Below are 19293 nucleotides of genomic sequence, written 5' to 3' on the forward strand. Positions count from 1 at the left end.
GGACAGATTATGGTAGAGGCTCTCTTACTGGGTCTGGTGGCGTTTATCGCGCAATCGGAATATGCCTTAGGGACGTCGCTGATTTCCCGGCCTATCGTCACCGGGCTGCTGACCGGTCTGGTGCTGGGGGATGTGCAGACCGGCGTCATCATGGGCGCGACGCTAGAGCTGGCGTTTATCGGATCGTTCTCCGTTGGCGCCTCGATCCCGCCCGACGTGGTGACCGGCGGTATTCTCGGCGTGGCGTTCGCCATCACCTCCGGCGCGGGCACGGAAACGGCGCTGTTGCTCGGTCTGCCTATCGCCACCCTGACCCTGATCCTGAAAAACGTTTATCTGGGGATGTTCATTCCGTTGCTCAGCCAGAAAGCGGACGGCTATGCGGAACGGGCGGATACGCGCGGCATTGAGCGGATGCATTTGATCGCCGGATTCGGCCTGTCGCTGATGCTTGCCACGGTGGTGACCGTCTCATTCCTGGTGGGCAGCAACGCGGTGAAATCTCTGCTCGATGCGATCCCGGAATTTATCAAACACGGACTCAGCGTGGCCACCGGGATCATTCCGGCTCTCGGCTTCGCGATGCTCGCCAGGTTGCTGATTAACAAGAAAGTGGCGCCGTACTTTTTCCTCGGCTTTGTATTGATGGCCTATTTGAAAATCCCGGTGACCGGTATCGCCATTCTCGGCGCCATCGTGGCGGTGGTGATGGTTAACGTCACCGCATTTAGCGCACCTCGTACCACGACAGAACAAGGAGTCAGCGATGACGACGAAGATGATTTCTGAAGAGACCCTGCAGCCGCAGGAGCAGGAAGAAACGCGAATTACGCCGCGTGACTTACGCCGGGTGTTCTGGCGCTCCTTCCAGATGGAGTTCTCGTGGAACTATGAGCGACAGATGAATCTCGCCTTTGTTTACGCGCTGATCCCGGTGCTGAAGAAGCTCTATCCGCGCAAAGAGGAGCTGGCCGGGGCGTTGAAACGCCATCTGGTGTTCTTCAATACCACGCCGCATATCGTCACCCTGCTGCTGGGGATCACCACGGCGATGGAGGAGAAAAATAGCCAGCAGAAAAATATGGATGCCAATGCCATTGATAACGTCAAAGCTTCGCTGATGGGGCCGCTGGCCGGGCTGGGAGATTCCTTTTTCTGGGGGACGCTGCGCCTGATCGCCACCGGTATCGGCACCAGCCTGGCGCTAAAAGGCAATATTCTCGGGCCAATCCTGTTTCTGCTGGTATTTAACGTGCCGCACATTCTGGCGCGCTGGTGCTTTACCCGCTGGGGCTACGTGCTGGGCACCGGCGTCCTGCAGCGGATCCAGAAGAGCGGAATGATGGAGAGCCTGACCTACGGGGCATCGATTATCGGCCTGATGGTGGTCGGGGCGATGACCGCCTCAATGATCGATATCACCATCCCTGTCTCCTTTGGCGCCGGGGAGGCCAAAACCCAGGTGCAGGACATCATCAACGACATTCTGCCCTGCATGCTGCCGCTGGTGAGTTTCGGCATCGTCTACTGGCTGCTTGGGCGCAAGGTTAAACCGCTCTCTATTATCGGCGGAATGGCGGTGGTGGGCATTCTGGGTTCGTGGATCGGATTGTTTTAACGGGAGTGAGCTATGCAACCAACAATGATGACCTATATCAGCGAAGAGCCGGCCTGTCTGGCGCAGATCCTGCGCGACTACCGGCAAAAGCTGGCGGCGATTGAGACCTTTGCCCGCCAGCACCCGGTACGCCGAATTTTGCTGCTGGCGACCGGATCGTCGCTGAACGCCGCGCTGTGCGCGCGCTATTTCTTTGAACAACGCTTCGGCGTGCTGGTTGACATTAAAGAGCCGTACAACTTTACCCATTACGAAGCTATCGACCCGCATACTGATCTGGTGGTGGCGATTTCACAGAGCGGAAAAAGCGCGTCGACGCTGGAGGCGATGCGTAAGGTACAGGCCTCAGGACTGCCGGTATTTTCCCTGACCTCCGACCCGCAAAGCCCGATAGCCCGCGCTTGCGATGGCGTTCTCGATATCAATACCGGGATCGAGAGCGTAGGGTTTGTCACCCGCGGCTTTAGCGCGACAGTGCTGAATCTGCTGCTGATGGCGCTGATGATTGCCCGCAGCCAGGGGAAGGCCAGCGAAGTCGAGGAGCAGCACTATCTTGCCGAATTCCAGCGGCTGGCGGCGGCGATCCCGGAAGTTATCGCCCGCACCGCATGTTTTATCGACAAGCATAGCGAAGCGCTGCGGGGAGGTGAGCGCTTTGTCGCTACCGGCTACGGCGCGCTGGTTGGCGTGGCGAAGGAGTTCGAAACCAAATTTACCGAAACGGTGCGCGTGCCTTCCAGCGGCTTTGAGCTGGAAGCCTATATGCACGGCCCCTATCTGGAAGCCAATGCCCGCCATGTGATGCTGTTTATTGAAGATACGCCGGACGGGCGAACCCGGGCGCTGCGCGACTATATGGCGCCGTCCATTGCCCGGGCCTTTATCCTGACGTTGAGCGACGAAGAGGATGAACAAACGCTGGCGCTAAACTGCCCGTGCGAGCATCACCTGGCGCCGCTGTTGCTGATTGTCCCAGTGCAGATGCTCGCCTGGCATACCGCAGGACTGAAAGGCATCGATCTGGCTAAACGTATTTTCGACGATTTTGACCGCGTCTTAAAAAGTAAAATCTGATTATTCAGGAGAAAACTATGTTGGGTTTTAATCAGGACGAGTACCTGACCAGTGCTCGCGAGATCATCGCTGCGCGTAAACAGGCTGAAACCGTGGCCGACGCTATTTATGACAGCGGCTGCAGCGCATTATTTTTTGCCTCGGTTGGCGGTTCCCTGGCCCCGATGATGGCTATTAATGAGTTTGCCAAAGAATTAACCAGCGTACCGGTTTATCTTGAGCAGGCGGCGGAATTAATCCATCGCGGGCATAAAAAATTAAATAAAGAGGCGGTTGTCGTCACGCTCTCTAAATCCGGCGATACCAAAGAGTCGGTGGCCATTGCCGAATGGTGCAAGGCGCAGGGGATACGCGTGGTAGCCATTACCCGTCATGCCGATTCGCCATTGGCTGCCGCCGCCAGCTGGCATATTCCGATGTGCCACAAGAACGGCGTGGAATATGAATATATGCTGCTGTACTGGTTATTCTTCCGCGTCATTTATCGTCATGGTGAGTTTGCTGAATATGCGCGTTTTGCCAGCCAGCTGGAATTGCTGCCGGAAAATCTGCTAGAGGCCAAGCGCCAGTTCGATCCTCAGGCGGACAGCATTGCCGCGCAATACCATGACAGCGACTATATGATGTGGATTGGCGGCGCGGAAATGTGGGGTGAGGTCTACCTGTTCTCGATGTGTATTCTCGAAGAGATGCAGTGGAAGCGGACGAAGTCGGTAAGCTCGGCTGAATTTTTCCACGGCACCCTGGAGCTGCTGGAAAAAGAGGTCCCGTTGTTTCTGGTGAAGGGCGAGGGGAAATGCCGGGCGCTGGACGAGCGCGTCGAACGCTTTGCCGAAAAGATAACTGACCATCTGGTGGTGATCGACCCACGCGACTATCCGCTGAACGGCATTGATGATGCGTTCCGCTGGATTATGGCGCCGTGCGTGGTGTCCACTCTGCTGGTGGACCGGCTGGCGGCCCACTTTGAGCACCATACCGGCCACGACCTGAATATCCGCCGTTATTACCGGCAGTTTGATTACTAAATCTTGCCCATGGCGGCCAGTCAGACTGGCCGCTCCGCTATTCTCCGAGGCGCTTCCCAGAAAATCATCGTCAAATCCAGCCGGGTAAAAACCGGTGGTAGAGTCCGGCTTTCCTTCTCTTTCAGGCAAGCGGATGGCCATGAAAAAACGGATGACCTCAACGCCGCATGATGCGGTCTTTAAACGATTTCTTCGCCACCCGGAGACAGCGAATGATTTCCTCATGCTCTATCTTCCCGAAGCGATCCGCCAGCGGTGCGATTTCGCTACCCTGAGGCTGCAATCGGCGAGTTTTATCGATGAGGATCTGCGCGCCTGGTATTCGGACGTGCTGTGGTCGGTGCGAACCACCTGCGGGGCGGGATATATTTACGTGGTGATAGAGCATCAGAGCTCGCCGGACAACCATATGGCTTTTCGTCTGATGCGCTATGCGATTGCCACGATGCAGCGACACCTCGACGCCGGGCACAAAACGCTGCCGCTGGTGGTGCCGATGCTGTTTTATCACGGCGCAACCAGTCCCTATCCTTTTTCCCTCAACTGGCTGGATGAATTTGCCGACCCGCAGCTGGCGAAGAAGCTGTACGGCAATCAGTTTCCATTGATCGACGTCACGGTCATGCCGGACGATGAAATCGTGCAGCATCGGCGGGTCGCCCTGCTGGAGCTGATGCAAAAGCATATTCGCCAGCGCGATCTCAGCGGCATAACGGAGTCGTTGGCGGCCGTGGTGATGCTGGGATACACTAGCCCCCGGCAGTTGAGAATGCTGTTTCACTATATGCTGCAGTACGGTAACACGGCCGAGCCGGGCGTGTTTCTCCGCCGGCTGGCCCGCCGTCTGCCACAGTATGAGGAGACATTGATGTCTATCGCGCAAAAGCTTAAGCAGGAAGGTCGACAGGAAGGTCGGCATGAGGGCCGACAGGAAGGGCGCCTGGAAGGGCGCCTTGAGGGCTTACAGGAAGGGAGCCGGCGTGAGGCGCTGCGCATTGCCGGCAGCATGTTACAGAATGGCCTCGACAAAGAGACGGTACAGAAGATTACCGGACTGTCGGCTGACGAGCTCAAGCCGCTGTATTGCTAACACCCTGCCACCCAAACCGTTGCCCGGCGCCAAAACCCGCCGGGCAAGGTGGCTTTAACCTTCGCTTTTCACCACTTTGATCTCCACCATACCGATCCCCAGCTGACGCGGGGAGTGGCCGAGGATATTGCCCTCGTTGGTGGACTGCGGGTCCGGCGGAGTGATGGTCAGCGTGTTGCTGCGCGTCGGGTTGTCGAAATGCAGCGTCGTAGTGGTCACATCATTGACCAGAGTAAGCACTTGCTCACTTTGACCAACCCGCACCGGGATCGGCTTATTGGCATTGGGACCGTAGGCTTTGGCGGTGATCACCAGATCAAATTTCTCCGGCAGCGGCTCTTTATATTCAATCTTCACGTCGCTGCCCAGCTGGGCATTGGACCACCGACCCCAGGACTCGGGGCGCGAAATGCCGCTAAACTGTTTCACCTCTTCCGGCGCGCCGGCAACGTTAAACACGAAGCTGTCGGCCTTATAGCGAATATCGTTGTCGACAACTTTCAGCGTATCGACGTTGCCCTTATAGCGCTCCATATCGATAAGGGTGTCCCTGAAGGCGGTCTTGCCTTTCCACTGTGGCTTATCAACGTGCTGAACCTTCTGCTCACCCCCCAGCTGTCCCTGCGAGACGCACCAGTCGGTGGAGAGCGCCAGCTCAGGAGACCACAGCTGGCCCATTTTATAGCAGCGATCGACCCACACGAAATTATCCCGCGGTGCGAAATCGGCCAGCTGGAAGCGCAGCGGCGCCGAGTATTCGCTCTCCGGCAGCGGTTCAACGCGCTGGTCCGACACCCGGAGCAGCAGCGGCAGACGGAAATGGCTGCCGGAGAAGGCGATCATGTTCTTCTGCGAGTCGATGGTGAAGTTTTTAATCTCTTTCGGGAAGTTCCACAGGCGGATCACGTCAGGTTTCCAGGCCAGGACCTTCTCTTTCATATTGATGAAAATACCGGAGAGCGACTGGCCGGAGAGGCTACTGCGCCCGAGGCCGATATAGTTATCGCCACCGAGAATATCCAGCACCGTCGCACCGTTATCCATGGTGTTGCGTTTCACTGCCAGGGTCTCCTGCTGCGGCCGATCGCCGCGCAGGACAAAGAACAAATTGCTGCGATCGTGCTTGTTGAGGTAATCCCAGGCGCTGTTCTTCATGGCGAGGTGGTCGGAAGAGACCACGATGACCGTGTTTTTGAAATAGGGAGAGGCTTTGATCTTCTCGATTAGCGCGGCGATATGTTCCTGGCTGCAGCTAACGGCGCTGAAGGAGAGGTTTTTCTTGCCGTCCACGTCATAGCGTTTACGCTCGCAGGTGCGCGAAATAAAGCCGTCGGGGTGGTGGGTGTCCACCGTCAGGGCGAACAGCGAAAAGCGTTTTCCGGACTGCGACAGCTCTTCGAATTTTTTCCACGTCTCCTCGAGTACCGTGTCGTCATAGAAGCCCCAGTCGTTGCGGTAGGCGGGATCCGCTACCGTGGTTTTGAGCTCTTCCGCCCCGAACAGGTGATCGAAGCCGTGGGACTTTAGAAACACGTCTTTGCCGGCAAAGCGCAGGTTAGCTCCCTGCACAAAATAGTTTTCGTAACCGGAGTTTTTCAGGATATCGCCAAGGCAGATATTCTGCGGAAAGAAGCTGGATACGGAGGCCGAAGCGTTGCCTTCAAACGGCGCAAACAGCGGAATGCCGCACTGTGACGCGACCATGCCGGCGATGGTGTAATCGGTCCCCGGCAGCTGCATGGTATTGCTGAAATCAATGCCCTCATCTTTAATTCTGCCAAGCTCAGGGGTGAGGTTGGGGAACGCATCGTTATCAAAATAGGTGCGCTCAAGGCTTTCGCCATAGATATAGACCAGATTCAGCTGCGGATTGTCGATACGCTTCGACGGTTCTTTGTAGTACGCGGCAAAGTCCGGGTCTCCTTCCCGTGATTGCGATTTCACCAGCTCGCTGATTTGATGGAAGGCCGGGCTGGCGTCGACCGAGGCCAGCGCCAGCAGCAGCGCCGCCAGGCTGTAGCCGACGTGATGAGGATGATGCCGACGGCGGCGCAGCACCCACCCCAGGGCGCCAAAAACGGCAACCAGCGCGACGGCCACGCCGACGCCCGGCAGAATGTATTTGCCGATCCCGGCGCCGGTCAGGCTGTTGGTCAGAGTGTAGAGTACCGCGTCGTTGATGCCGTCGCCGGTAAAGTAGTCGCTGGCGTAGAGGGTGATATTCAGTACCACGAACAGGCCTAACACCGTGAGCGTGGCGGCAAACCACCAGGTGTTACGACCCGCTTTCCAGGCATAAAGCGCCACCGAAGCTAAAAATAAGGCGATGGATAACAACTCTGACACAGCTCATCCTCATTAACGCCAGTTATCGGCTGGCAGAACAGATTACTTTTCAAGCCACACTGTAATTGCAGCGCCATCTTGCTGCAATTCTAGCGTCATGAAAGTGTGCAGTTATTCAGAATTGGTTTAGAAGTTGCCTTTTTTGATCGGCGTCGCAGCCGGCGTGGCGGGGAAGCGCAAGGAGAAAAAGGAGAAAAAAGCCGTTTCAGGCCGCGCTGCCGTTGCGAAGGCGACAAACGCGGCATTAGCAGTACGTATCAGGAGAGGAAGTTAACGCCCTGTTTTAAGACCAGATCGCAGGCTTTGGTTTTCACCTGTTTCGCCAACGAGCTGTTGCCAAGCGTATTCAGGTCCAGCTGCTGGCCGTTATTACTGTTGAGCAACCCCTGCAGGCCATCGAGATAGTTGGTGTCTTGTTTCTGTTTTTCCGGCGTGCTGAGTCCTAGTTTATCCAGCACCTGGTTTTTGACGTTATCGGCGCTGGTCACGGAGGCCAGCTTCTGTTGCGCGCAATATGACAAGATCCCGGCCGCATTATTCATGCTGCTGGCGGTCAGCGACTGGCTGCTGCCACTGAGCAGGCTGGTTAGCGAGGAGACGGACATGCCGCCGCCGCCAGCCTGGGTGCTGCCGCCGCTGAGCTGGCTGGCGGCGCTGTTGAGAGAATCCTGCCAGGAGGCAGCGTGGGCCCCGGAGAGGGTAAATGCGCTGAGGGTAAGCGCGGCAAGTAAGCCATTTTTTAACGATTTCATAGACGGACTCATAAGCGTGACTGAAGAATCACTTTAGTATAACGCCGCCGTTGTCCGGAAATCTCTTAATACTCCTTGCCGGTGACGCGGTGCCGGTAACTTTCCCAGTTGAAGATAACCCACAGGCTGTTGCCCAGGCGCATACGGTCCATCACCCGTTCGCCGAGCAGCTTATTCATCTCTTCCATATTACTGTTGGTTAGCATACCGGTAGGCCGTTTGGAGGAAGAGCGGCGGTCAACTATCTGATTGATAATGACCTTTTCATAGCGAGACTCCGTCTGCATACCAATTTCATCAATCACCAGAAGATCGACCTTGCTGAGATCGCTCAGTAATTGCTCTTCGCTCGTCTCCCGGTTGCCGAAGGTATCTTTCATGGCTGACATAATATCAGCCACGGTGATAATTAAGGCCGATTTCCCGCGCAGCAGCAGTTCGTTGCAGATAGCAGCCGCGAGGTGGTTTTTGCCGGTGCCCGGTTTGCCGGAGAAGATAAAGCTGGCGATATTGCCATCAAACTCCTCCACGTACTGACGCGCCCGGGCGAGGGCGTTCATCTGCCCCTCGCACTCGACGCGATAGTTATCAAAGGAGCAGTTCTGATGCAGGGGGCGGATCCCCGAGCGGTTAAAGGTGCGCTGCATTTTCATCGCGCGGTTCTCCCGCTCCAGCGCTTCGGAACGCAGCTTGCCTTGCTCTTTTTGCCAGGCCAGCAGCTCTTCGCCGGTTTTAAACGCCGGTTCGATATGAGCCGGCATCATTTTCTGCAGGCGCTTCATCAGATCGCCAACGTTTTTCATGCTCATCCTCGGAAACCTCGCGGAATATGACTGTCGGGTTCGCTCACGCTGTTCACATCGCGCTTCGGCTGCCCGCCGTTGCTGGCGCGGCTGATTTGCACGCTGCGAGCCAGTTTCTGCTGCCACTGCACGTGGTGAAACACTTTACCTTCCGCCTGCCAGTAAGCGACGAAAGCGGCCAGCTCTTCCGGGGTGACCGGCTGGCTCAGGGCGATGCCCCACAGCGCGGCCAGACGCTGAAAGTCGGCGTCCGGCTGCCAGGCCGCATACATGGCAAATTTGCCCATCGGCACCGCAACGGGCGCCGCCGCGGGCTCGTCGAAAAACTGCGGGTCAAGCGCGATGTCGCTGCCGGGGCGCGCCAGCCTGGCTTCCAGTTCCAGCAGCTGCGCCAGCCGGTCTGGGGTCAGCGCATAGAACGCCGGGGCGTTGTTGGCAAAAACGGCGACAGTGCCGTCAGTCGATTTCGCCAGCAGCGCCGCGTGCTGCTGGAGGAACTCTTCCAGGCCGCTAAAATGGGAGGTTAAAATTCGCGAAGACATAACTCTATCTCAACTCTGAACTGCAAAGAGTGGGGTGATCTGCACATAGTAGCACAGAGCCCGTCGCGGAAGGAGCGTCGCGGCTTTACCGCGACGCCGGGGTTAGACGCGAGGGCGCTTACGATACAGCCACAGACCGGGTATCGACAGGCCGATGGAGAGGGCGCCCACGATTGAAGAGGCCTTTAAAAAATTGCTCAGCAGCAAAATCATCATCTCTTCAGAATAGCCAAAATGACTGATTTTTACCGCGGAGATCATCGCAGTGTAAGCGGAAATACCGGGAAACATCGGGATCACAGCGGCAACGGTAAAAATCTTCGGATGCGCCAGATACCAGCGCGACCACTGGATGCCGATGCAACCCACCAGCAGGGCGGCGAGAAACGTGGCCCATTCAATGTTAAAACCGGCGCTCATCATGACCATGCGCGAACCGTGGCCGATGGCCCCCAGCAGCGCGCACCAGCGCAGGGCGCGCTGCGGGACATTAAAGACCATCGCAAACCCAACGGCAGGGATCGCCGCCAGCAGCATGTCTTCCGCCAGCGCGAAAATAAACGAAATTATGCCCATCCCCGCAGCCCCCATACGGTCATTGCCATCACTACGCCAATGCAGGTGGCAAGGGTTAACAGGCTGGCGATCGCCCAGCGGGCGAGGCCGGTATTAATATGCCCTTTAAACATATCGGCGACGGCGTTGATCAGCGGAAAGCCCGGGACCAGCAGCAGGACGCTGGCGGCCATGGCGATGGTCGGGGTGCTGGCAAAGGTAGGGAGGCGCAGCAGCAGCCCGGAGATCGTGGTGGCCACAAAGGCGGTGATGCAGAAGTTGATCTGCGGATGCATGGAACGGTGGGTCAGCACCTGGCGAATGTACATGGCCACCGTGCTGGCGCAGAAGCTGACCAGCGCTCCATCCCAGCCGCCGTTATTCAGTTTACAGAAACAAGCGCAGGAGAGGCCCACCATGATCACCAGCAACCAGCGGGGATAGCGCAGGGGCCTAATCTGCGCGAAGCGCTTCTCGACGTCGCGATAATCCAGCAGCTTATGCTCGGCGAGGATCACGATATGCTGCACTTCCGTCACCACATGCATATTAATGCCGCGGTCGACATTTTTACGCGTGGAGGTAAGACATTCGCCATTCTTAATGGTGGTCAGGACGATAGCGTTGGAGGAGATGGCGCTTTCGACGCTGTCCATCCCCAGCGCCAGCCCGAGACGCGTTGAAAGCTCTTCCACCAACGCGCTTTCGGCGCCGTGCTGTAACAAAAAAAGACCACACTGGATGCATAATCGTGTGATTGCCCGCTGCTGTGCCCGATCAACCTGCATATTTCCTCTGCTGTCCGCGACGCCTGGTATCTGCCGATACTTTAACCTGAAGCGCCGGGGCGGCTGAGGGGGGTGGGATCAAATAATGTGCAAAAATTTCCCGCCCGCCGGAGGGGCAGAATTTGAAGCGTCCCACACTTTTGCCAGTTTGGTGAAAAGTGCAATTTTTGTCGCCATTCATCCCTTCTTTTTCCCGTCTGACTTATCAAAAATGCAGGAAAGTACTTTTATTAAACAAAAAATATACAAATAATTAACCCTGCAAAAGTGAGACAATCCTATGAAAACACAGGTCGCGATTATTGGCGCTGGCCCTTCCGGGCTGCTGCTGGGGCAGCTCCTGCACAACGCCGGCATCCACACGGTCATTCTTGAGCGTCAAACGCCGCAGTATGTGCTGGGGCGCATCCGCGCGGGAATTCTGGAAAGCGGTACCGTCGATCTGCTTCGCGAAGCGGGCGTGGCGCAGCGGATGGATGTCGAAGGCCTGGTGCATCATGGGGTGGAGTTTCTCTTTGACGGCCAGCGGGTGCCCGTCTCACTGAGCGAGCTGACCGACGGCAAGAGCGTGATGGTTTACGGCCAGACTGAAGTGACCCGCGATCTGATGGCTGCCCGGGCCGCCAGCGACGCGCCGATCGTGTATGGCGTGAGCGAAGTGACTATCCATGACGCGAAAAGCGACCGGCCGACGATCATCTATCTTAGCGAAGGTGAATTCTGCCGCCTGGAGTGTGACTTTATCGCCGGTTGCGACGGGTTCCATGGCGTGTCGCGGCAAAGTATTCCCGCTGACATCCTCAAGACTTACGAGAGCGTCTGGCCGTTCGGCTGGTTAGGCCTGCTGGCGGATACGCCGCCGGTCAATCCGGAGCTGATCTATGCGCATCATCAGCGGGGATTCGTTTTATGTAGTCAGCGCTCACTTACTCGCAGCCGCTACTATTTGCAGGTTCCGCTGAGCGATAAAGTGGAAGACTGGTCGGACGAACGCTTCTGGCAGGAGTTGAAATGCCGATTGCCGGTGGATCTGTCATCAAAGTTAGTGACTGGTCACTCACTTGAGAAAAGCATCGCTCCCTTGCGCAGCTTCGTCGTAGAGCCGATGCAATATGGGCGATTGTTTCTGGTGGGGGATGCCGCGCATATCGTACCGCCGACCGGCGCTAAAGGGTTGAACCTGGCGGCATCGGACGTGAACTATCTGTGGCGGATCCTTCGCGAATACTACCATCATGGCCGGAGCGATCTGCTCGCGACCTATTCGAGACTGGCGCTGGATCGGGTCTGGAAAGGGGAACGCTTTAGCTGGTTCATGACCCGTCTGCTGCACGATTTCCCGCAGCAGAACGAATTCGACGCCAAAATGCAGGCGGCCGATCGCCGCTACTATTTGGGCTCGCGCGCTGGGCTGACCACCATCGCGGAAAACTACGTGGGCCTGCCCATGGAGCGCGTCGTCTGACTGAACAGGAGTAACTATGTCGCCCGTCCAAACTGTTCCGGTATTTAAGCTCTATGGCGAGGAGCGCGGCTGGCCGACGCCGGACCTGCTGCACTGCGAATCGATTTTGCAGCGCAGCAGCCTGTATCAGTGGCATATTCGCGTCCACCAGCACGCCGAAATGGTCCAGCTCCTCTATCTGCACAAAGGTCGGGCGGAGATCGAAATTGAAGGCACCACCGCGGTGATGACGGAATCCTGCATCCAGGTGGTGCCCGCCCTCTGCATTCATGGCTTTCATTTTTCACCCGGGACGCACGGATTTGTGCTCTCCCTGGCGCTGCCGCTGCTGAGCCGCTTTGAAAATCAGTTCGGCCGGCCGCTGGATGTGCTTAGCGTAGCGCAGTGTCTGCCGGTGGGGCGTTCCCGGGGGCGTATGCATACGCTGTTTTCAGCGCTTCGCGAGGAGTACAGTGCCGATCATGACGCACGGGAAATGATGCTTTATTCGCTGCTGGGAACGCTGCTGGTCTGGCTGAACCGGCAGTGCCGCCCCGCACCGCCCGCGGAAGACAAAGCGGAGCGAAAGCGCAGTATGATGCGTCATTTTTCCCGGCTTATTGAGAGCCACTACCGGCAGCATCTCCCGCTGGCGGAGTATGCGAAGTTGATTGGGCTGTCGGTCACGCATTTAAACTATTTATGTCGCGAGTTCTATGGCTGTAGCGCTCTCGGGGTACTGCATCAGCGACTGATGCTTGAGGCGCGGCGTAACCTGCAGTACACTCGCATGACGGTAACGCAACTGTCTGATTATTTGGGTTTTAGCGACGCCGCCTATTTTTCTCGCTTTTTCCGCCGCTACAGTGGTATGTCGCCTAAAGCATTTAGAGAAGCAATTAAAGAGAATGCTTCATAATTTTCAAGCCTGAAATTATTTTTGCTAAATAATAGTTTTATCTTTTCTAATTTATTAGCGCAGAGGCGTCTGTGCTAATATTCATCGCAAGTATACACAGGAATAATATTTACACGGTATGACCATGGTTCGGTCATTCAGTATATCGTGTACGCGGGCCATGAATATGTTTTTAATATTCATCCAGTAAATGGTATGGCGATCGAGTCACTCGCCGAACGTTTACGGGCAAGCGAAGGAACTTCGACAGGAAGCGGAGGTGTTATGTTACCAGGACAAGGTAAGTTTGGCGTCGTTATTAGTAAAATCCCCGTCATGCAGTCAGGGTTAAAGGTGATCTTCAATGAGAACCTCCCGGATTACGAACTCAGTTTTTGTCGCTCTCATGATGAGCTCACCCTTTTACAACTGCGGCGGGCGGTGCTGGTCGTTGCGGATATCTCCGGCGAGATTGCGCAACCCCGGGCCGTCTGCGAGCGTTATTACTCCCTCATGACCCAGTATCGTGATATTCACTGGGTTTTTATGGTCAGCGACAGCCTCTATCCATTAGCCGTTGAGCTATTAATTCGTCCCGAAAGCTCGCTCATCTCCGAGAGCGAGCCGGTAAACCGGCTGATTGAGGTGATTTGTGCTGGTAGCCGTGCGGCTGAGCAGATTAGCCGTACGCTGTTTACCGGGAATGAGGACAGCGATTTCGCAAGCTACCACTCTGCGGCGATGCTGACCCTGTCAGAGCGAAAAGTTCTGCGCCTTCTGGCGAAGGGATGGGGAATTAACCAGATCGCCGCGCTGTTGAAAAAGAGCAATAAGACGATCAGCGCGCAGAAAAATAGCGCAATGCGTCGCTTATCGCTACGCAGCAACGCTGAAATGTATGCCTGGATCAACAGCGCGCAGGGAATGCAAGAGCTGAATATCAATTCAGCTTACGGGGAGCAAATGGAATGGAAAAAAATAGCACAACCCGTCATGTCGCCATCGTAGAAAAATGTGTGATGACGGAAATGGCCTGGCGCTATATCTTTAGCCGTGAAGATAACAGCCAATACCGCATTCATTTTTTTAAAAATATCAATTTGCTCAGGGCGGTGGAAGCGTCTTTCCCATGGTCAGCAATGATCTTTTCACTTTCAGGGAGTCGTTCGTCCAGAGCCGAGAGCCTGCTTTTTCTTCACGAGATGGCGAGGATCCGACCGGAAGTCCAAACGATTATTCTGGCTAATAATGAAAGCGAAATGCGCCTGATCGGCCATTTAATGCCGTCCTGCCTGCACGGTATATTAAATAAATCTGCGCCGCGACGCGGGTTGCAGGAGCATTTGTTACAGCTGCTGGATAATCATTCCCTCGCCGGCAAAGAGCATTTTTGCGGCAGAGAGGCATGCAACGATCCGCTAAGTCCGACGGAGCACGCTATTCTTCGGTATATGTCGTGGGGATATTCGCTTTCGGAAATTGCGGTGCAGCTGAACCGGAACATTAAAACCATCCGCGCGCATAAGTTCAACGCCATGACCAAGCTCGGGGTTCGCTCTGACATTGGTTTATTAAACGCGGCGGATATCTTGCTGCATTTACCGATAAACGGCCCGACCAGCGCCGTTAAACAGGTGGCATAACGCGGCTATATGCATACGTCTACCCATGTTGCGTCGGTGAGCTGCGCCATTCGTTCTGGTTCGATGCGAACGGCGCTGTGAATAGCCCCCGCTGCGGGTAGTACCTCCTGATAGTGCCTGAGCGAGACGTCACAGAAGACGTCCAGCGGATTTTCCAGACCAAACGGGCACACGCCGCCGACCGGATGGCCGGTCCAGGTCACCACCTCATCGCTGCTCAACATACGCGCTTTTGCGCCAAAGGTTTCTTTTAGCTTTTTATTATCCAGCCGCGCATCGCCCCTGGCGACGATCAGTACAATTTTATCTTTGATCTTGAGCGACAGCGTTTTGGCTATTTGTCCCGGCTCAACGTTGTGCGCGGCAGCGGCGAGCGCCACGGTGGCGGTACTCTGGTTTAACTCAATAATTTCGATATCGGGGGCGTGTTCGGCAAAGAACTGCCGTACAGACTGCAGACTCATTGGATTCTCCTGATTTAAGCCTGGTTAAATCTGTCACAAGCCTGGCGGAGTGTAAATATCGGCGCGGACAATCCAGATTCTTTCTGTTTTGTCGATCTCCTTCACATTCACCGTAACCGGTTACTGTAACCGGTTGCGGTTATCTGCATTGAGATGAATACTGGAACAGTCACTTCTCCTTTTATTTATAACAAAAGAGCCGTGTATGAATCGTTGTGTTATGAGCAGTATAGCCGGTGATCCACCCGCGGCCTGCTGCATCAAAAAGCGGTCATCGTAACGGCAGGGTAATCGTTGTTGGGCCAGTATCAATAGCCTGTCAGGAGGGCTACTATGTCTGCTAACCATGCTGCGTTTAATTTGATATTTCGCTTTGTAGAAAATTACATAAGCCCCATAGCAGGGCGGATCTCATCGCAGCGTCACGTCATGGCTATCCGTGACGGTTTTATCTCCGCGATGCCGTTTATGATCGTCGGATCGTTTCTGCTGGTGTTTGCTTATCCTCCTTTTTCCCCGGATACCACCTGGGGTTTCGCCCGCGCCTGGCTGGATCTGGCAAAAGAGTTCGAGGGGCGCATTCTGACCCCCTTTGATATGACAATGGGGATCATGTCGATCTACATCTGCGCGGCAATCTCTTACAACCTCGGTAAGCACTACGAGAAATCCAATCAGCTCGATCCCTTTATGTGCGCGATGCTGTCGATCATGGCCTTTTTACTGATTGCCGCGCCGAAGACGAATGGCACGCTGCCGGTGGATAGCCTCGGCGGAACAGGGATCTTTACCGCCATTCTGGTGGCGATCTACTGTGTGGAGATGATGCGTTTTCTCAAGGCACATAACATCGGTATCCGTCTACCGGATCAGGTCCCTCCGATGATCAAAAATTCCTTTGATCTGTTGATCCCGGTGCTGGTGGTTGTGCTAACGCTCTATCCGCTGAGCCTGTTTATTCAACACCATTTTGACATGCTGATCCCGCAGGCCATTATGGCGATTTTCAAACCGCTGGTTTCGGCGGCCGATTCCCTGCCGGCGATCCTGTTGGCGGTTCTCATCGGCCACCTGCTGTGGTTTGCCGGGATCCACGGTGCGGCGATCGTTTCCGGGATGCTGCAGATGTTCTGGCTGACCAACCTCGGTATGAACCAGCAGGCGCTGGCCCAGGGCGCACCTCTGCCGCATATCTTTATGGAGGCGTTCTGGACCTTCTTTATCGTGGTCGGAGGTTCTGGTGCCACCATGGGGCTGGTGTTCTGCTATCTGCGCAGTCGTTCAGCGCATTTGCGCTCCATTGGTCGTTTGAGCGTGGTGCCAAGCCTGTTTAACATTAACGAGCCGGTCATCTTTGGGACGCCTATTGTCATGAATCCGGTGTTCTTTATTCCGTTCCTGCTGGCGCCGATGGTGAATGCGGTACTGGCCTGGGCGGCAATGAAGCTGGATCTGATCGGCCGCGTCATCTCCGTGGTGCCGTGGACGGCGCCGGCGCCGATTGGCGGTGCCTGGGCGCTGGGCTGGGATTTCCGGGCGGCAATTCTGGTCATCGTTCTGGCCTGCGTGTCGGCGATTATCTACTTCCCGTTCTTTAAGGTGTATGAGAAACAGCTGCTTGCTCAGGAAGCGGAAGAGGCCGAACGGGCGGAACAGGAGAGTCAGCAGACCGCATAAATAGTGACCGGGCGGCCACAGGCTGCCCGTAGCTTATTGGGAACAGGGCGTTATTTTAACGTGCAGTCGCCGCACTGTTGGACGTCCGGCAGGCGATAGCGCTGACAACAGGTGCGTCGGACTAACTGCCCTTCACGCAGCACGACCGTTCGCCATAGTGGGTTATCCTGACCATCGGCGAGTTGTTTTTCAAAGAAACAGTGCTGGCGCAGGGCGGCAAGCTGCTCATCCCCCAGCAGCGCGCGCATTTCCCCAAGATACCAGTTAATCAGATAGCCTGTATTGCTCCAGATAAGCTTGCCATTGATTTCGCCCGTCGCTTCCAGCGCCTCAATAACCGGCTGCAGGGTGCGCGTCACCAGGGCATCCATCCGCGACAGCGGTGACAGTCTCTCGATGCCGGCATCACTATGGACATCAATCCAGAAACAGGCCGCCCGGCCGCTTTCGTGAAATTCGACGTGGAAATGTTCCGGCGCCAGGCTGAGACCCTGTGGTTCATTGAGCAACGCCAGCATCAGCGGCGGCACCAGCAGACCGATATACCATTGCGCCCAGAGCGAGAGCAGAGGTTTCTGTTCCCGTGTCAGCGTTGGCTGATGACGATAGATATGATCGGAATAAGTGGCCAACAGGGAGCGTAAGGCGGTGGGTTGCGACCACTCGGCGAGCGTCAACGCGTGACCGGGAGCGGATTCATCCAGGCGCAGGAAATCGAGCAGATGGGGGCGTAGGGTGGCGATTTTTTCCCGAATACTCTCCGCCAGGGCGCGCTCAGCCGTCGGCAAAGGGGCCCGCCAGATAAGTTCATCGCTGAGAGGAAGGGAACGCCAGGCCATTCGATTTCCAGATACAAATCTAAATGATAATGATTCCTGATATTAGTTGTTTGCAGGCGGCATGGCAAGAATTTTGTCGGCGCCACGATGTCGCAGCGCGCGCGGGTTAACTGGCCAAAATAATGTTGCGGCCTTTATTTTTAGCTTCATAGAGTGCGCCATCGGCTCGCGCCAGCGCTTGCTCAATATTGTCATCAATGAGCGGCGTCAGACCAATACTAATGGTCACGTTGGTGGCGACGCTCTCATTAAACATATGTGGGATTTTCAGGTCATAGACCCGCTGTCGAATTCGTTCGGCAGCCTGCCAGGCCGTTTCTTCGCTGCTATTGGTCAGCAGCACCATAAACTCCTCTCCACCAAAGCGGGCGACAATATCGCGCGAGCGTACGGCGTTACGAATGGCAGCAGAGACGCGAATGAGCGCCTGATCGCCCATCATATGACCGTAGTGATCGTTATAGGCTTTGAAATGATCGATATCGAGGAGCAGCACGAAGTGGTTATCGCCGTCCAGCGCCAGCAGGGTATCGAGGCGATTCTGCAGTCCGCGGCGATTATACAAACCGGTCAGGGGATCCAGCATACTGAGATCGTTGAGGGTGTTGCGTTCCTGCATCAGTTTATCCATTAATCCTTGTGTAAAGGCATCGCTGCGCTTCTGGATAATATTTTGCAGGGTAATACCGGCAATAGGCAGCATAAAACAGTAAGTCATGCGCAACCATTGTTCTCCCTCGGCCATTATCAGGCAGGCAAGGAAAGTCGGTAAAGAGTGGAGGGTAAAGGCAGTGATATTATTGGAAAAAGCGATGGTGCCGATAAACAGAATGCTTAATAGGGCGATCACCAGATAGTTAAAATGCGGCGGTGTCAATAGCATCGCCTTTGTCACTACGTGCCATGCCCATAGCATGCCAAATAACAACGAGATAGCGGAAATATTTATTTTCGATTGCGGCCATTTCCAGTGCCAGAGCAGCAGCAACCCGCTGCAGGCCACGATCAGAGCGCAGGGCAGCGTAAAACGAACTACCGTAAATAGGGGGGTGACCAGCGACAGAGAGGAAGAAATGAAATTAAGCAGTAAAAAAAGCCGTAAGGAATATTGATATTTTTGTGCGTAGTGTGCTCGCCAGGTTTGTGCAGTCATATCGGAAGAATCATTATTAGTCGTTAAATTTCAAAATGATGAAAGCCAAAAATGAAGAGTCTGATAACAATGTGCAAAAAAAGGTTATTTGCAAAATAAGAAAAATATTTAATATATATCGATAATCCGCTTAATTTATCACCTTCATGAATGTATGTCATTACCGCGAACGTAAAGAATAAGGCACAGAGCACTTCGTAAATGACAAATGATAAAAATTATCATATGATATTAGTTATCATTATCGTTGTGAGAGGTAAAACCATGCTGCAGCGAGCATTAGGAAGCGGTTGGGCAGTCGTCGTTCCCGGCGCGCTGATTGTCGCTCTCGGGTATGCCGGGGTGTCGGCTGACGTATGGCGGACGCTGGTCGCGGTGGGCATGCTGATGTCCGCGGTGATGATATGGCATCGTCAACTGCGCCATTTTATCCTGCTGCCATCATGCGTTGCATTGATTGGTGGGATAATGCTGATGATGGTGGATATCAAACTGAGAGGATAACGCCGGGAGAGGGAAGAATATTGGTGCGAGGGGGGGGACTTGAACCCCCACGTCCGTAAGGACACTAACACCTGA

General features: G+C 55.2%; 21 protein-coding genes. 11 read left to right on the forward strand and 10 right to left on the reverse strand.

Annotated features, from left to right (window positions below; genetic code table 11):
* The first annotated feature begins 9 nt into the window (after nt 1-9).
* The 5 genes from ABLU50_RS17685 (at nt 10) to ABLU50_RS17705 (ending at nt 4810) form a co-directional block, all read left to right on the forward strand.
* Complete coding sequence (locus ABLU50_RS17685; protein ID WP_004886445.1) at nt 10-789, forward strand: PTS mannose/fructose/sorbose/N-acetylgalactosamine transporter subunit IIC; 780 nt, start codon at nt 10-12, stop codon at nt 787-789.
* On the forward strand, nt 767-1618 hold the full coding sequence (locus tag ABLU50_RS17690) for a PTS system mannose/fructose/sorbose family transporter subunit IID (protein WP_043522309.1): 852 nt from the start codon (nt 767-769) through the stop codon (nt 1616-1618). The genes ABLU50_RS17685 and ABLU50_RS17690 overlap by 23 nt, the downstream gene beginning before the upstream one ends.
* Nucleotides 1619-1630: 12 nt before the next feature.
* Nucleotides 1631-2692 carry an SIS domain-containing protein gene (locus tag ABLU50_RS17695; protein ID WP_087832665.1) on the forward strand — a complete coding sequence of 354 codons (1062 nt, stop codon included), beginning with the start codon at nt 1631-1633 and terminating at the stop codon, nt 2690-2692.
* A gap of 17 nt (nt 2693-2709) precedes the next feature.
* Nucleotides 2710-3720 (forward strand): SIS domain-containing protein, encoded by a 1011-nt coding sequence (locus ABLU50_RS17700; RefSeq protein ID WP_004886453.1) that lies wholly within the window; start codon nt 2710-2712, stop codon nt 3718-3720.
* A gap of 133 nt (nt 3721-3853) precedes the next feature.
* Nucleotides 3854-4810, forward strand: coding sequence for an Rpn family recombination-promoting nuclease/putative transposase (locus ABLU50_RS17705; RefSeq protein WP_072140385.1), 957 nt, complete (start codon nt 3854-3856; stop codon nt 4808-4810).
* A gap of 54 nt (nt 4811-4864) precedes the next feature.
* Here the strand turns inward: ABLU50_RS17705 and opgB are convergent, their stop codons facing one another.
* From opgB to ABLU50_RS17735, 6 genes are all read right to left on the reverse strand, one after another.
* Nucleotides 4865-7156: a phosphatidylglycerol--membrane-oligosaccharide glycerophosphotransferase gene (gene opgB, locus ABLU50_RS17710; protein WP_057213308.1), complete on the reverse strand. Its 2292-nt coding sequence runs from the start codon at nt 7154-7156 to the stop codon at nt 4865-4867.
* 257 nt (nt 7157-7413) lie between these two features.
* Nucleotides 7414-7908 (reverse strand): DUF2501 domain-containing protein, encoded by a 495-nt coding sequence (locus ABLU50_RS17715; protein WP_087832666.1) that lies wholly within the window; start codon nt 7906-7908, stop codon nt 7414-7416.
* 65 nt (nt 7909-7973) lie between these two features.
* Nucleotides 7974-8711 (reverse strand): DNA replication protein DnaC, encoded by a 738-nt coding sequence (gene dnaC / locus ABLU50_RS17720; protein ID WP_087832667.1) that lies wholly within the window; start codon nt 8709-8711, stop codon nt 7974-7976.
* A 2-nt stretch (nt 8712-8713) separates the two neighbouring features.
* Nucleotides 8714-9253: a primosomal protein DnaT gene (gene dnaT, locus ABLU50_RS17725; RefSeq protein WP_017899103.1), complete on the reverse strand. Its 540-nt coding sequence runs from the start codon at nt 9251-9253 to the stop codon at nt 8714-8716.
* A 102-nt stretch (nt 9254-9355) separates the two neighbouring features.
* Complete coding sequence (locus ABLU50_RS17730) at nt 9356-9829, reverse strand: threonine/serine exporter (RefSeq protein WP_004886472.1); 474 nt, start codon at nt 9827-9829, stop codon at nt 9356-9358.
* Entirely contained in the window at nt 9820-10596 is a 777-nt protein-coding gene (locus ABLU50_RS17735; RefSeq protein WP_017899102.1) for a threonine/serine exporter ThrE family protein, read from the reverse strand. The genes ABLU50_RS17730 and ABLU50_RS17735 overlap by 10 nt, the downstream gene beginning before the upstream one ends.
* Nucleotides 10597-10876: 280 nt before the next feature.
* Between ABLU50_RS17735 and pobA the strand changes: the two genes are divergently transcribed.
* The 4 genes from pobA to bglJ all read left to right on the forward strand — a co-directional run bounded on the left by pobA (nt 10877) and on the right by bglJ (nt 14581).
* The gene (pobA, locus tag ABLU50_RS17740) at nt 10877-12061 is read left to right on the forward strand and encodes a 4-hydroxybenzoate 3-monooxygenase (RefSeq protein ID WP_087832668.1); all 1185 of its coding nucleotides are present in this window, start codon (nt 10877-10879) and stop codon (nt 12059-12061) included.
* A gap of 16 nt (nt 12062-12077) precedes the next feature.
* On the forward strand, nt 12078-12959 hold the full coding sequence (locus tag ABLU50_RS17745; RefSeq protein ID WP_023319686.1) for a helix-turn-helix domain-containing protein: 882 nt from the start codon (nt 12078-12080) through the stop codon (nt 12957-12959).
* Between the two features lie 264 nt (nt 12960-13223).
* Nucleotides 13224-13946: a LuxR C-terminal-related transcriptional regulator gene (locus tag ABLU50_RS17750; RefSeq protein ID WP_004886484.1), complete on the forward strand. Its 723-nt coding sequence runs from the start codon at nt 13224-13226 to the stop codon at nt 13944-13946.
* On the forward strand, nt 13907-14581 hold the full coding sequence (gene bglJ / locus ABLU50_RS17755) for a DNA-binding transcriptional activator BglJ (RefSeq protein ID WP_023319687.1): 675 nt from the start codon (nt 13907-13909) through the stop codon (nt 14579-14581). The genes ABLU50_RS17750 and bglJ overlap by 40 nt, the downstream gene beginning before the upstream one ends.
* Nucleotides 14582-14586: 5 nt before the next feature.
* Here bglJ and ABLU50_RS17760 read toward each other — a convergent pair whose 3' ends face one another.
* Nucleotides 14587-15045, reverse strand: a complete 459-nt coding sequence (locus ABLU50_RS17760; RefSeq protein WP_004886490.1) for a YbaK/EbsC family protein — start codon at nt 15043-15045, stop codon at nt 14587-14589.
* Nucleotides 15046-15378: 333 nt separating this feature from the next.
* Here ABLU50_RS17760 and ABLU50_RS17765 point away from each other — a divergent pair, with 333 nt between their 5' ends.
* Nucleotides 15379-16722 (forward strand): PTS cellobiose transporter subunit IIC, encoded by a 1344-nt coding sequence (locus ABLU50_RS17765; protein WP_002887650.1) that lies wholly within the window; start codon nt 15379-15381, stop codon nt 16720-16722.
* Between the two features lie 50 nt (nt 16723-16772).
* Here ABLU50_RS17765 and fhuF read toward each other — a convergent pair whose 3' ends face one another.
* From fhuF to ABLU50_RS17780, 3 genes are all read right to left on the reverse strand, one after another.
* The gene (fhuF, locus tag ABLU50_RS17770; RefSeq protein WP_023319688.1) at nt 16773-17561 is read right to left on the reverse strand and encodes a siderophore-iron reductase FhuF; all 789 of its coding nucleotides are present in this window, start codon (nt 17559-17561) and stop codon (nt 16773-16775) included.
* Between the two features lie 106 nt (nt 17562-17667).
* The gene (locus ABLU50_RS17775) at nt 17668-18714 is read right to left on the reverse strand and encodes a diguanylate cyclase (RefSeq protein WP_004886496.1); all 1047 of its coding nucleotides are present in this window, start codon (nt 18712-18714) and stop codon (nt 17668-17670) included.
* A gap of 23 nt (nt 18715-18737) precedes the next feature.
* On the reverse strand, nt 18738-18908 hold the full coding sequence (locus tag ABLU50_RS17780) for a hypothetical protein (protein ID WP_072096669.1): 171 nt from the start codon (nt 18906-18908) through the stop codon (nt 18738-18740).
* 70 nt (nt 18909-18978) lie between these two features.
* Between ABLU50_RS17780 and ABLU50_RS17785 the strand changes: the two genes are divergently transcribed.
* Nucleotides 18979-19218 carry a DUF1435 domain-containing protein gene (locus ABLU50_RS17785; protein ID WP_025999141.1) on the forward strand — a complete coding sequence of 80 codons (240 nt, stop codon included), beginning with the start codon at nt 18979-18981 and terminating at the stop codon, nt 19216-19218.
* Nucleotides 19219-19293 lie beyond the last annotated feature (75 nt).

Origin of the sequence: Klebsiella sp. GG_Kp173, assembly GCF_040062415.1 — a bacterium.
Lineage (GTDB): Bacteria > Pseudomonadota > Gammaproteobacteria > Enterobacterales > Enterobacteriaceae > Klebsiella > Klebsiella quasipneumoniae.